This is a genomic window from Candidatus Fukatsuia endosymbiont of Tuberolachnus salignus, assembly GCF_964030845.1.
GTDB lineage: Bacteria > Pseudomonadota > Gammaproteobacteria > Enterobacterales > Enterobacteriaceae > Fukatsuia > Fukatsuia symbiotica.
Map to the genome: position 1 here is coordinate 2,875,717 of NZ_OZ034983.1, position 14,185 is coordinate 2,889,901.

General features: G+C 42.6%; 9 protein-coding genes. 7 read left to right on the forward strand and 2 right to left on the reverse strand.

What is annotated here, in order from left to right; translation table 11 throughout:
• Window positions 1–20 precede the first annotated feature (20 nt).
• A complete protein-coding gene (gene radA / locus AAHH42_RS13845; RefSeq protein WP_119797288.1) occupies window positions 21–1,409 on the forward strand; it encodes a DNA repair protein RadA in 1,389 nt (462 codons plus the stop codon).
• A gap of 189 nt (window positions 1,410–1,598) precedes the next feature.
• Window positions 1,599–2,422 (forward strand): IS5 family transposase gene (locus AAHH42_RS13850; protein ID WP_342221387.1). Its coding sequence is split into 2 segments (ribosomal slippage): window positions 1,599–1,986 and window positions 1,986–2,422, totalling 825 coding nucleotides; the frame shifts between segments, so codons are not numbered across the junction.
• Window positions 2,423–2,587: 165 nt separating this feature from the next.
• Here the strand turns inward: AAHH42_RS13850 and barA are convergent.
• Window positions 2,588–5,404, reverse strand: coding sequence for a two-component sensor histidine kinase BarA (barA, locus tag AAHH42_RS13855; RefSeq protein ID WP_342221388.1), 2,817 nt, complete (start codon window positions 5,402–5,404; stop codon window positions 2,588–2,590).
• A gap of 109 nt (window positions 5,405–5,513) precedes the next feature.
• Between barA and sbcB the strand changes: the two genes are divergently transcribed.
• Entirely contained in the window at window positions 5,514–6,956 is a 1,443-nt protein-coding gene (gene sbcB, locus AAHH42_RS13860) for an exodeoxyribonuclease I (RefSeq protein WP_162859990.1), read from the forward strand.
• Between the two features lie 72 nt (window positions 6,957–7,028).
• On the opposite strand, the gene leuO is transcribed toward sbcB, so the two are convergent.
• Window positions 7,029–7,985 (reverse strand): transcriptional regulator LeuO, encoded by a 957-nt coding sequence (gene leuO / locus AAHH42_RS13865; RefSeq protein ID WP_072550474.1) that lies wholly within the window; start codon window positions 7,983–7,985, stop codon window positions 7,029–7,031.
• Window positions 7,986–8,998: 1,013 nt separating this feature from the next.
• Between leuO and leuA the strand changes: the two genes are divergently transcribed.
• Genes leuA through leuD form a run of 4 tightly spaced genes read left to right on the forward strand, consistent with a single transcriptional unit; the run spans window position 8,999 to window position 13,723 of the window.
• Window positions 8,999–10,564 (forward strand): 2-isopropylmalate synthase, encoded by a 1,566-nt coding sequence (leuA, locus tag AAHH42_RS13870; RefSeq protein WP_342221389.1) that lies wholly within the window; start codon window positions 8,999–9,001, stop codon window positions 10,562–10,564.
• Between the two features lie 2 nt (window positions 10,565–10,566).
• A complete protein-coding gene (leuB, locus tag AAHH42_RS13875) occupies window positions 10,567–11,673 on the forward strand; it encodes a 3-isopropylmalate dehydrogenase (protein ID WP_072550476.1) in 1,107 nt (368 codons plus the stop codon).
• 2 nt (window positions 11,674–11,675) lie between these two features.
• Window positions 11,676–13,103: a 3-isopropylmalate dehydratase large subunit gene (gene leuC, locus AAHH42_RS13880; RefSeq protein ID WP_342221390.1), complete on the forward strand. Its 1,428-nt coding sequence runs from the start codon at window positions 11,676–11,678 to the stop codon at window positions 13,101–13,103.
• Complete coding sequence (gene leuD, locus AAHH42_RS13885; RefSeq protein ID WP_072550478.1) at window positions 13,103–13,723, forward strand: 3-isopropylmalate dehydratase small subunit; 621 nt, start codon at window positions 13,103–13,105, stop codon at window positions 13,721–13,723. Before leuC ends, leuD begins: the two co-directional genes overlap by 1 nt.
• Window positions 13,724–14,185: the final 462 nt, after the last annotated feature.

The following is a 14,185-nucleotide window of genomic DNA, read 5'->3' on the forward strand; positions in this document are numbered from 1 at the left end:
ACCAAATAGAGGTAAGCACAGTGGCTAAAGTAGCAAAACGCGCATTTGTCTGCAATGAATGTGGTGCAGATTACCCACGTTGGCAGGGGCAGTGCAGCGCCTGTCTCGCCTGGAATAACATTACTGAAGTGCGTATAGCGGCAACATCCTCTCCTTCTGTTATGCGTAATGAGCGCTTTGTAGGCTACGCTGGCGAGAGCGGTATCAATAAAGTGCAACAATTATCGGCAATCAGTCTCAAAGAACTTCCTCGTTTTTCTAGCGGATTTCAGGAATTCGACCGCGTACTAGGTGGTGGCATAGTCCCCGGGAGCGCCATTCTTATCGGTGGTAGCCCCGGTGCCGGTAAAAGTACCTTATTATTGCAGACACTATGCAAACTCGCCCCCCAAATGAAAACCCTGTACGTTACCGGCGAAGAGTCGTTACAACAGATAGCAATGCGCGCTCACCGTCTTGGTCTGGCTACCGCTAATCTGAATATGCTATCGGAAACCAGCATTGAACAGATTTGTTTGATCACTCAGCAAGAGCAGCCACGACTGATGGTTATCGACTCGATCCAGGTGATGCATATCGCCGACATCCATTCGTCACCAGGCAGCGTAGCACAGGTGCGGGAAAGTGCTGCTCATCTGACCCGTTTTGCTAAAACCCACGGAGTGGCAATTATTATGGTCGGGCACGTGACAAAAGACGGCGCGCTAGCTGGCCCCAAAGTGCTAGAACATTGTATCGATTGTTCTGTGATGCTCGACGGCGAGAGTGATTCTCGCTTTCGTACGCTACGTAGCCATAAAAATCGTTTCGGCGCCGTTAACGAACTGGGAGTATTTGCGATGACAGAACAAGGGCTACGTGAGGTGAACAACCCTTCTGCAATTTTCCTTAGTCGTGGCGATGAAATGACCGCTGGCAGCTCAGTGATGGTGGTGTGGGAAGGCACCCGCCCTCTATTAGTTGAGATCCAGGCATTGGTAGATCATTCTATGCTGTCTAATCCACGCCGTGTAGCCGTGGGACTCGAGCAAAATCGTCTGGCGATATTGTTGGCGGTTTTACATCGTCATGGCGGTCTGCAAATGTCAGACCAAGATGTCTTCGTCAATGTTGTCGGCGGAGTGAAAGTCACCGAGACAAGTGCTGATTTGGCGTTATTACTGGCTTTGGTTTCCAGCTTTCGTAATCGTCCCTTACCACAAGACGTCGTTGTATTCGGTGAAGTAGGTCTGTCGGGGGAAATCCGGCCAGTACCCAGTGGACAAGAGCGTATCGCTGAAGCCGCTAAACACGGTTTTACCCGTGCCATTGTCCCTTATGCCAATATGCCGAAAAAAAAACCATCCACAATGCAGGTATTTGGTGTGAAAAAATTGGCGGCGGCATTGGAAATATTAGATGACTTTTAATCAATAGCTTTTTTATTTATTAGACCTCTTCGGAAACTATAGCAGGCGCCATGTAACGTGATCACTTTTGTTAATAAATATTAATTAATATCAATATGTTATTTCTGATTTTCATAATCAACTGATACGGCGCCTGCTATAGCATTCATGTAGGAATGTTGTTAAAAATCTCCTGAACAAGGAGCCCCCATGAAATATGAACAAATAAAGGTATTGGAAGAGGAAAAATTTCGGCGCTTAACCGGAGTTAAACGCAGTACATTTGAAAAGATGATAAAGATATTGAATGAAGCAGATAAATGTAAGCAAGGGAAAGGAGGTCAGAAACCCAAGCTGGGTTTAGAAGATCGCTTATTAATGGCCCTTGAGTATCTACGCGAATATCGCACTTATTTTCATGTTAGCCGAAGCGATGGGGTGAGTGAGAGCACCTGCTATGAAACGATTAAATGGATAGAAAATACGCTAATAAAGCATCCTGATTTTGCACTCCCTGGACGCAAAGCTTTATTAAAAAGTGATAGGGAGTATGAGCTCGTTCTTATTGATGCCACAGAAACGCCGATTGAACGTCCCCAAAAAAACAAAAGCAGTTTTACTCAGGAAAAAAGAAACGACCCACCTTAAAAACCCAAGTGATCGTCGATAAAAAAAGCAAAGCAGTCATCTGTACAAGCTTTACTCATGGGAGGCGTCATGATTTTAGGTTGTTCAAAGAGTCTGGCGTGCGAATACATCCTGAAATCAAAACAGTGACAGATACAGGTTACCAAGGGCTTGGCAAGATCCATTCAAACTCGGCGTTGCCTAAGAAAAAGACAAAGAAAAATCCCTTAACAAAAGAAGATAAACGCAACAATCGTGAGTTATCAAGCCAGCGTGTATTAAACGAAAATGTCCTTGGTATGATTAAACGATTTAAAATCGTATCAGATCGTTATCGAAACAGGCGAAAACGTTTTGGATTACGATTTAATCTGATTGCAGCAATTTATAACATGGAAATTAGATAAATCAGAGTTTCCGAAGAGGTCTATTGTGTCACGCTAATTTGGTTGCCAATATATCATTCTATCTCTGTTGCAACACGCTTTATTATGGCAAAGTGTTAGTAGACTTTTTATAAAAAACATCTTATAGAAATAAGATTATTATTTTGATTAACTATAATAATATATTTATAAATGCAGTCGTGCCGCTTGAGTGACATTATCAATCTCATCTAATAATTCCAACCATTCCGGTTGTAAGCTTTGTAAATCTAGCTGTCGGCGTAATTGTTGTTCTATAGTGAAACAAATTTGTTTCAAACGAGGTACACCGCAATATGCACAACTGCCATGCAGTTTGTGGATTAAAGATAAAAAATCTTCATCACTGATCATTGGAGTTTTTTCATCATCAACAATAGCTTGTACACACAGGGTCACTTGCGGCAGTAATTCCAGCAGCATACGCAGTAAGTCATGAGCTAAATCCTCTTTGTTCGCCGCGTGCTGCACCGCAAGCGACCAATCTAATGATTTCAGTGTCGATTCTGTGTGCAGCTGAATCGTTGTTTGCTCTGTTGTCTCCTGGCTATCAACCTGATCATAGCCAGGAAGGGCCTGACCACAATCACGGTGAAAGGAGGGATAATGCGACAAATGATAACCAGAAAGTGCCAACGTTAGCTGTGCTTCGTCAATAGGTTTGGCGAGATAATCAACCATACCCATTTTTAAAAAATGTTCCCGTTGACCACTGACTGCATGAGCAGTCACTGCAATAATAGGTGTATTCTGATGTTGGGGTATCTTATGAATTAATTCACTGGCACGGATACCATCCATCCCCGGCATCTGAATATCCATTAAGATAATATCCAGTGCCATCTTTTCGGCAATCGCCAACGCTTTACTGCCACTTTCACATAAAATAGTTTCTGTTACCTGTTCTTCCAGCAAAGTGCCAATCAGTTTCAAATTGGCGGGGTTATCGTCTACCGCCATCACACGAAAAGGTAAACGCTGCCGGATAGGTTGCTCTTTTTGCTGAGTCAAATAACAAATTGAATTTTCCGATAACAGTAAGGGAAATAATCGGTTGGCAGATATCGGCTTAATCATGCAGGCTTTTGCGCCCATTTGTTTGAGCTGTTCTGCATCAACCTGTGATTGACTGGGTAATGCCAGGATCACCTGATCGGCGAGTCCTAGCGCGGTGATTAATTTATCCTGATGATCTACCGTATTAAGCGACACACCAACCAGCAGAAAATCATAATGTTGCTTGGGCAGTTGCTCCAGATTTAAGCTATGAGTGAGATGTAATGGCGTATTATCTAGAATATGCAACGTGGCCTGCGCTGCAAGCGGGTTACTTTCGATATATGCTAAGTGTTTACCTACCAGTGATTTCATTGAAATAGGTTGATGGCTCATGTTTTCATTCACTGCTAAAGTAATGTCAAATTTAAATATCGAACCATGATTTAATTGGCTGGAAAAATTGATGTTACCGTCCATCTCTTGTACCAATCTTTCTGTGATAGTTAAACCCAGGTCAGTACCACCGTGACGACGTGAAATACTGGCATCAGCCTGACCAAATGCTTGAAATAAACGAGGATATTGTGCCTCAGAAATTCCAATTCCAGTATCGTGAATTTCTATCGTTAATCTAACATTACCTTCGGTCTGGCTCGATACCTTAACCCAGATAGAAATATTTCCTTTTTCAGTAAACTTAATGGCGTTTCCCAACAGATTGGTGATGATCTGTTGTAAACGCATGGAATCGCCGACCAAATGATTTGGCACATCATTATTGACATGAAGAATGAGTTCCAAACCTTTTTCATGCGCAGTATGCGCCAATAAAATAATCACTTCATCCAGGGTTGTTCGTAACAGAAAGGGGATCTGTTCCAATATTAATTTTCCTGCTTCCAACTTTGAAAAGTCTAGTACATCATTGATAATAGCCAACAAATTGTTGGCTGACCGCTGAATGGTCTGCAAATAGTCGATTTGGGTCGGTGTCAATGATGTTTTTAGTGTCTGACGAGTAAAACCGATCACGCCATTCAGTGGTGTGCGTAACTCGTGAGATATATTAGCGAGAAACTCAGATTTAATACGCGCCGCCTCTTGCGCACGTTTTTTCGCTAATTCCAGTTCAACATTCTGAATTTCCATTTGCTCAAGCGTTTCAAGTAAATCTGAGGTGGCCTGATCAACATTCTGCTGCATTTCTTCATGATAAGCCGCCAACGACATGGCCATTGAATTAATGCCATTTTTTAGCATATCCAACTCACCGAGCATACTGCCCGCTACACGGCTGTCTAGCTGACCACGACGAATATGATCCACGGTATTCACCATATTGCGAATAGGTTCGGTAACATCGAGCATTAAACGATAAGCAAATAACATGGCGACACCGAGGCAAAACAACAGTAATAATACGGCGATCAAGACTTCTTTGAATTGTTGCGAATGGGCGGCTTGCAGATCCAAATCGATGGCAATATAACCTAATGAGTGAGGTGCCATATTGGCTCGCGGATCATTTGGCGGCAAATGATCACGCGATAAATAGGATTCAGAGACGATCGGCATTTGCAGAAGTAACGAATTACCCCGCTTGGTCAATATCAATGAGTGAAATACCGGCAGCTTCAAACGAAGCTGTGAAGAATTGTAATTATAATTAGAGGTGACAAAAAGCTTATTATCTGCATCAAATACGGCAATTGAGCGCACAATATCCGAATGTCGACGATGCAGTAAATTAATTAGCTGCCTCATGGCATCCCGATTACGAAAAGTCATCCCATATTCACTGGCAACAGCTAACGGCTCAATAATACCGGTACCGGCACTCACAACCTGATTTTCCAGGTCGTTATAACGATTTATCATAAAGGAAGTACTCAGCAACAACCCAAGCAAAAGTGTAGGTGCCAAGATTAAGACCATCATACGCGTACGGAGGCTGTATTTTGTCATGATATTCCAATGTGAAAAAATAGACTTCTTGCAAAACCGTAGCGAGGGGCGTGAAAGCGAAAAAGCGCAGCCAAGCCACCGAAACTTACATTTAAACGAGCCAAACATTATGTCAAATACCCTGTCAAAAAGAACCCAACAAGCGACATTTTACGTGCATGATTATGAAACCTTTGGTCAAAATCCAGCGTTGGATCGGCCAGCACAATTCGCAGGGGTACGCACTGATCTGGATTTCAATATTATTGAGGACCCATTGATTATTTATTGTGCACCGGCTGATGATTATCTTCCTCAACCTGAAGCGGTAATGATAACCGGCATTACTCCACAACATGCCCTGATTCAGGGTGTTAAAGAAGCCGAGTTTTCCCGCCAGATCCATCAAGCTTTTAGCGTTGCCGGTACCTGTATTCTCGGTTATAACAATATTCGATTCGACGATGAAGTCAGTCGTAATATTTTTTACCGCAATTTCTATGATCCGTACGCCTATCATTGGCAAAACGGTAATTCACGCTGGGATCTGCTCGATGTTGTCCGTGCTTGCTACGCTCTACGACCAGAAGGTATTAACTGGCCAAAAAATAACGAGGGATTACCCAGTTTTAAACTGGAACATTTGACCAAAGAAAATGGTATCGAACATCTAAACGCACATGATGCCATGTCGGATGTCTATGCCACCATCGCTATCGCTAAACTGGTAAAGCAAAAACAACCCCGTTTATTCGACTATCTTTACCAATATCGCAATAAACACAAAATCAGTGAACTGATCGATATCGTGGAGATGACACCTTTGGTACACGTCTCTGGTATGTTTGGTGCATTGAAAAGTAATACTAGTGTGGTCGCACCACTCGCTTGGCACCCTGAGAATAAAAACCAAGTAATTACCTGTGATTTGACCGCTGATATCTCGCCATTATTGAATTTGGATAGCGATACCTTGCGCCAACGCCTTTATACCCGCCACGATCAACTCAGCGCAGAGCAAACGGCAATACCACTCAAATTAGTGCATATTAACAAGTGTCCGGTACTGGCAAAAATGAATACTTTGCTAGAAGAAAATCGTGAACGACTGAATATCGATTGCCAAACTTGTTTAAAAAATAGACAGTTATTATTACAGAACCCTCAAGTAAGGGAAAAAATAGTAACACTGTTTGCACAACAACAACCTTTTCCTGTGATCGACGATGTCGATGCCAAGTTGTACGATGGATTTTTCAACGATGCGGATCGAACAACGATGAAAATCATCCAACAAACCTTGCCACAAAATTTGCCTGCATTGGATCTGCACTTTCAAGATCCAAGATTAGCGACGTTATTTTTCCGGTTCCGTGCCAGAAATTATCCCAGTACGTTGGATGACGGTGAACAACAGTGCTGGCTACATCATCGGAAAGCCGTTCTCAACCCAGAACGTATCAACAAATATGTGCTACAACTGGAGCTATTTTATAATCAATATCAAGATGACAAAGAAAAGTTGGCCTTGCTGAAAGCCTTATTTGCGTATACCCGTCAGTTAGCGGAATGATGTGATGGCGTGGCGCACCATGAATGTTGACGAAGCGCCACTTAAAGCGGTGACTAAATCAATGTGACAGTATTAAGCCGATAAACTAAATTGCCCCAATAGCTTTTTCATCCACTGATGACCTTTATCTCTGTCAGTTGATTCATGCCAAGTAAGATGACAAGCTCGGGTAGTATTTTCCCAAGGCAATTCAATGAGTTTTAAATTAAGCGCTTCACCACATGACAGCAGCAACCAACGAGGAGTAATGGCTACAAAATAAGTTTGTGATACAATACTGAGCACACTATTCATATCTGTGCTTTCATAGGCGATCGCTTGCGTACTTTCACTCGATTGATAATAAGGTTCACTAAATGAACCTTTTTTATCCAGTGAAACAACAGCATGAGATTCAAGAAACAGCTGCTCCTTAGAGATAGCATCATGAATACGCGGATGATTTTTTGAAACGGCCAAAACCAGTTCATCATTAAATAGCGGTATCTGATGAAAATCTGGACGTTCAAACTCGGTGTAACTAATAACAAATTCAGTTTCTTGGTAACGTAATTGATGTTCAATATTGTCGTTTAGATAGGATCTGATCGCCAACTGTACGTAAGGCGCGGCTTGTCGCACACGGTTCACTATCTGAGCAGTGAGTCGAACATCCAAAGGGCTACAAATTGATAAATTAAATACACGCTCACTGTTTGTGGGTTCAAAACCGGCACCGGGTAATTCGTTGTGTACCAATTGTAACGCTTGACGCACTGGGCCGAAAAGCTGACGCGCCCGTGAAGTTGGTTGTATACCGCGACCATAACGAACAAAAAGTTCATCATCAAACATGATTTTTAAGCGCGCTACCGCATTACTTACTGCAGGTTGTGACATCCCTAACGATTGTGCCGCACGCGTTACGTTCTGCATTTGCATCACAGCATCGAACACTGTTAACAAATTTAGGTCAACTCCTCTCAGATGTACGTCAAATGATTCTTTTCGCGTTACTTGATTAGCTGTTACTAAGTTATATTCAGACATGCTTAACTCCACTAAGCTTTATGCAAATGATGCTATCAGCCGAGGAGCTTTACAAAAACCATCCTAAACACAAGAGGGTAGAAATGCTGAAGCTCTCGCAACTAATAGAATCAATGATCTAAATTGTTGTCACTTTTATAGATAACAATTGAGTCTCGTCCTTGCCAAAATTTAAATTTTTTTACCTGATTTACCCTCCCTAATCATTAATAAATTTATTATTAAACAAGAATACAAATAAGTATGTCCTTTAATTACGACTACAAGTCGAATACCATTGATTCACCGTGATGATAACACAGTTACACGCCAAAAAATTTAGCATGAATCAGTGAATAATCATATTAAAAAATGTGATTCACGCTAATCATGCCATTAGTAAATAATTAATTCATCAATTAACGCTTATGAATTATTAATTCAAAGAGCAAATGATTCAACAGAAAAATATTTTTTTTATAATGATTTTAAAAAAATTAAAATGTAAAGAGTAAATTATCTCTTTAATTAATACGAAAAAAAGTAACGACTCATTCGTTTTAACATTACTGATAATTTTTAACATTTACTGATAGTTTAAAAATATTACCTTTCTCCTAACCTGAAAAATACCACACTAGCCTAATACTATTTACTGAGCTTATCTATTGCGCAAGAATGAGTAATAAGATCAATTAAAAGAATATAAGTAATGAACTCGATTTATAAACAACAGCCTGTTCTATCTTATCCTATGATGAAAATCACGTGATTTATCATAAAAAAACAAGTTGACATCATTTTAAAATTCACGTACTAATTTGACTAACGAAACGGTTATCAAATTTGAGATCAACTTTTATGTTCTACAGAGACCTACTACTCAGCCTACTGCTCAGCGCCTCTTTTTTGCGCGGTAGCCTGGTGGATGGAAATCGAAGCTGATTAGAACATCAAGATTAACCAAGCCGCGCAAATGCGCGGTTTTTTTTTGTTCGTCCAACGCAAAAACAACGATAAAAAGGAATAATTCAATGAGCCAACAAGTGATTATTTTTGACACCACTTTGCGTGATGGTGAACAAGCATTACAAGCCAGCCTCGGCGTAAAAGAAAAACTACAAATTGCTTTGGCACTGGAAAAAATGGGCGTTGACGTGATGGAGGTGGGTTTTCCTGTTTCCTCACCAGGAGACTTTGAGTCGGTACGAACTATTGCGCAAGAAATAAAAAATAGCCGTGTCTGTGCGCTAGCACGTTGTATTACTAACGATATTGATGTTGCTGCCGCCGCATTACGTGTCGCCAAGGCTTTTCGTATCCACGTTTTTTTAGCTACATCCACTTTGCATATCGAATCAAAATTACAGAAAACTTTTGCCGATGTCATGGCAATGGCTATTGCCTCAATAAAACACGCTCGCAATTATACGGATGATGTGGAATTTTCTTGTGAAGATGCCGGGCGCACACCGATTGATAATTTGTGTCGTGTTGTTGAAGCGGCAATCAATGCAGGTGCTACTACCATCAATATTCCCGATACCGTTGGCTTTACCACACCTTATCAATTTGGTGGAATCATCAGCAATTTATATCAACGAGTTCCTAACATTGATAAGGCGATTATCTCTGTCCATTGTCATGACGATTTAGGTATGTCAGTGGCCAATTCAATTACTGCGGTGCAAGCCGGAGCGCGTCAAGTAGAAGGTACTATTAACGGTTTGGGTGAGAGAGCCGGTAATTGTTCGTTAGAAGAAGTTATTATGGCGATTAAAGTCCGTCAAAAAATGTTAGCAGTGCATACCGGCATCAATCACCAAGAAATTTATCGTACGAGTCAATTGGTGAGTAAATTGTGCAACATGCCAATCCCTGCCAACAAGGCCATCGTGGGTAGTAACGCCTTTGCCCATTCATCCGGTGTTCATCAAGATGGCATGCTGAAAAACCGTAAAAATTACGAAATTATGACCCCGGAATCCATTGGCCTGAAAGAAGTTCCATTTAATCTAACTTCTCGCTCAGGCCGTGCTGCGGTGAAAGATCGGATGACAAGAATGGGTTATCAAGATAAAGATTATAATTTGGATTCTCTCTACAGTGCCTTTTTAAAGTTAGCAGATAACAAAGGACAAATTTTTGATTATGATCTGGAGGCCTTAGTTTTCATTAATAAACAACAAGAAGACACTGAATATTTTCGTCTTGATTATTTTAGTGTTCAATCAGGTTCCAATATTCTAGCAACGGCGTCGGTTAAATTGGCCTGCGGAGAAAAAATTAATGCCGAAGCCGCTACCGGTAATGGTCCCGTCGATGCACTCTATCAGGCCATCAACCGCATCAGTGGATATACCATCAAACTCACAAGTTACAAACTGTCAGCAAATGGACAGGGTAAAGATGCCTTCGGTCAAGTCAATATCTCGGTCGAATCTCAGGGAAATCACTTCCACGGGGTAGGTCTGGCGACCGATATTGTCGCCTCATCCGCTCATGCTTTGATTCACGCATTAAACAATATTTGGCGTGCTCAACAAGTCGAAAAAAAGAAAAAACAATATCTACAACAAAATCATCAGGAGGTCATATAAGCATGAATAATGTCGCCGAGGAAAAAAAATATCATATCGCCCTATTACCTGGAGACGGAATCGGTTCAGAAGTCATGGCTCAGGCAAAAAAAGTATTACAGGCGATTGAACAACGCTTTGCTATCACTGTCACCACGACAGAATATGATGTCGGGGGCGTTGCCATTGATCGCCACGGCAGCCCATTACCTGCCACTACACTCGCTGGATGTGAACAAGCTAACGCGATCTTATTTGGCTCCGTCGGGGGGAAAAAGTGGGAGCATTTGCCACCCGCAGAACAACCGGAACGGGGTGCTTTGTTGCCGTTACGTAAACATTTTAAATTATTTAGCAACCTACGACCTGCTCGCTTATACCCAGGTTTAGAAAATTTTTGTCCACTACGCAGCGATATTGCGGCTAAAGGTTTTGATATTCTGTGTGTTCGTGAGCTAACCGGGGGCATCTATTTCGGTCAGCCCAAGGGACGTGCAGGCCAAGGCATGGAAGAACACGCCTTTGATACCGAAATCTATTATCGTTATGAGATTGAACGGATCGCACGTATCGCCTTTGAATCTGCCCGTCAACGCCGCAGCAAGGTAACGTCAGTCGATAAAGCCAATGTATTACAAAGCTCGATGTTATGGCGCGAAGTCGTCAACAGTATTGCGACCGATTACCCAGATGTCACACTGTCTCATCTTTATATTGATAATGCCACCATGCAGTTGATTAAAGATCCCTCTCAATTTGATGTGTTGTTATGTTCCAACTTATTCGGTGACATTCTGTCCGACGAATGCGCAATGATCACAGGTTCTATGGGTATGCTGCCTTCTGCCAGCTTAAACGAAAAAAACTTTGGGCTGTATGAGCCGGCCGGCGGATCGGCACCGGACATAGCCGGTCAAAACATTGCCAACCCTATCGCCCAGATCCTGTCTCTGGCTTTGTTATTACGTTTTAGTTTAAGGGAAAAAGCGGCAGCCACGGCTATCGAACAGGCAATCACCCGAGCACTGGAAGAAGGTCATCGCACTGCTGATTTGGCCGGTGAGGGTAACACAATAGGAACGCACGAAATGGGTGATGTGATTACCCGCTTAATTACCCAGGAGGCATAAAAATGGGCAAGACACTGTATCAAAAACTGTATGATCCCCATATTGTTTACCAAGCGAAGAATGAAATCCCGTTGTTGTATATTGATCGCCACTTGGTGCATGAAGTGACTTCACCGCAGGCGTTCGATGGTTTACGCGCAGCAGGACGCCCAGTGCGTCAACCGGGAAAAACCTTTGCCACCATGGATCATAACGTATCGACACAAAGCAAAGACATTAATGCCAGTGGTGAGATGGCACGTATCCAGATGCAAGCCCTGATCAAAAATTGTGCCGATTTCGGTATCTCCTTATATGATTTAAATCACCCTTATCAAGGGATCGTGCACGTTATCGGCCCAGAACAAGGGATGACCTTACCCGGGATGACCATCGTTTGTGGTGATTCACATACCGCAACCCACGGTGCCTTTGGCGCACTGGCTTTCGGCATCGGCACCTCGGAAGTCGAACATGTACTCGCTACACAAACGCTGAAACAAGCACGGGCGAAAACGATGAAAATCGAGGTTAACGGTGATGTCGGTGCAGGTATTACCGCAAAAGACATCGTACTCGCCATTATTGGCAAAACCGGCAGTGCCGGTGGCACCGGTCATGTGGTGGAATTTTGCGGCAGCGCAATTCGCGCACTGAGTATGGAAGGCCGCATGACATTATGTAATATGGCGATTGAAATGGGTGCCAAGGCAGGTTTAGTGGCACCAGATGAAACCACATTCGCCTATTTAAAAGGCCGTCAGTTCGCACCAACGGGTGAATTATGGCAACAAAGCCTCAATGACTGGCGTACATTGCAATCGGATAATGATGCGCAATTCGATACGGTTATCACCCTAGATGCCAGTACTATCGCGCCACAAGTCACTTGGGGTACCAATCCCGGGCAAGTCATCGCGGTCAACCAAACGATCCCCTCGCCAGAATCTTTCAATGATCCCGTTGAACGAGCATCTGCTGAAAAAGCATTGGCTTATATGGATCTGTGCCCAGGTATTAAATTAAGCGAGGTCGCTATTGACAAAGTCTTTATCGGCTCCTGTACTAACTCACGTATTGAAGATTTACGCGCTGCCGCTGTGATCGCACGGGGGCATAAAGTGGCCAGCGGCGTACAAGCGATAGTAGTACCGGGTTCAGGCCCGGTAAAATCACAGGCTGAAGCAGAAGGATTGGATAAAATTTTTATCGAGGCGGGTTTTGAATGGCGTTTACCCGGTTGTTCAATGTGTTTAGCGATGAATAACGACCGTTTGCAACCCGGTGAACGTTGTGCCTCCACCAGCAACCGCAACTTCGAAGGACGTCAAGGGCGAGGTGGTCGTACACATCTGGTCAGTCCAGCGATGGCGGCAGCGGCAGCAGTAAATGGTCATTTCACTGATGTGCGCAAATTTTCTACAATCAGCCACTCATCGGAGACAGCATAATGACAGTACCTACTCAACACCCCTGTTTTACTCAACACCAAGGTTTGGTTGTGCCATTAGACATCGCTAACGTGGATACTGATGCGATTATCCCAAAGCAATTTCTACAAAAAGTCAGCCGTACAGGTTTTGGACAACATTTATTTAATGATTGGCGTTTTCTGGATAATGCAGGCCAAGTAGCCAACCCTGAATTTGTACTGAATCATCCACGTTATCAGGGAGCGAGTATTCTGTTAGCTCGTGAGAATTTTGGTTGTGGTTCTTCGCGTGAACACGCGCCCTGGGCACTGAGTGATTTTGGTTTCAGGGTGATGATTGCGCCAAGTTTTGCCGATATCTTTTATGGCAATTCGATTAACAATCAGCTGTTGCCGGTCATACTCAACGAAAAGGATATCGATAGGTTATTCCAGTTAGTTGCAGAAAATGAAGGCATCGAATTCATTGTTGATTTAGAAGCACAAACCGTTAACGCGGCGGGGGAAAGTTATTCCTTTGAAATCGACAGCTTTCATCGTCATTGTATGATCAATGGATTAGACAGCATTGGCTTAACACTACAGCATGAGAGTAATATTTCTGCGTACGAACAACAACAACCGGCGTTTTTGCGTTGATGATAATCAATCAGTGATTACAAGCAGATGCCCTTTAATAGCACCTTGACAACAAAGTGACAGAGCGGTATCTGCTTTTTTGTACTGACACTATTTCTGCAGAAAACTCAAACTATCTGTTTAAACATAACTAATAATTAGATCGCTATTTTCTTTAATTATAAATAAGTTATACAACTAATATTATTTGCGTAACCGCTTATGAACACGCTTTACTGTGCCGATCTAGCACAATGTGTAGAGATATTATCCACTAGCGACAGACCACCCATTGGCTTTTTTCACCAAAACAGATATCAAAATAATAAAATTATCAACCTGTTTGTCGCTAATTTTTATTGACCAGATTACTTTGACAACTCGCCTACAAAAAATAAGAGGAATTAAATGATGCCAGAACCAGCCTCTATCCCTGCCAGCAGTGCCTCACAAACGCACAATATGCAACCCGATAGCTCACAA

Coding starts and splice junctions, on each gene's coding strand:
- sbcB (WP_162859990.1), top strand. CDS start 5,514: ATGTCAAATACCCTGTCAAAAAGAACCCAACAAGCGACATTTTACGTG.
- leuD (WP_072550478.1), top strand. CDS start 13,103: ATGACAGTACCTACTCAACACCCCTGTTTTACTCAACACCAAGGTTTG.
- leuC (WP_342221390.1), top strand. CDS start 11,676: ATGGGCAAGACACTGTATCAAAAACTGTATGATCCCCATATTGTTTAC.
- leuA (WP_342221389.1), top strand. CDS start 8,999: ATGAGCCAACAAGTGATTATTTTTGACACCACTTTGCGTGATGGTGAA.
- leuB (WP_072550476.1), top strand. CDS start 10,567: ATGAATAATGTCGCCGAGGAAAAAAAATATCATATCGCCCTATTACCT.
- barA (WP_342221388.1), bottom strand. CDS start 5,404: ATGACAAAATACAGCCTCCGTACGCGTATGATGGTCTTAATCTTGGCA.
- leuO (WP_072550474.1), bottom strand. CDS start 7,985: ATGTCTGAATATAACTTAGTAACAGCTAATCAAGTAACGCGAAAAGAA.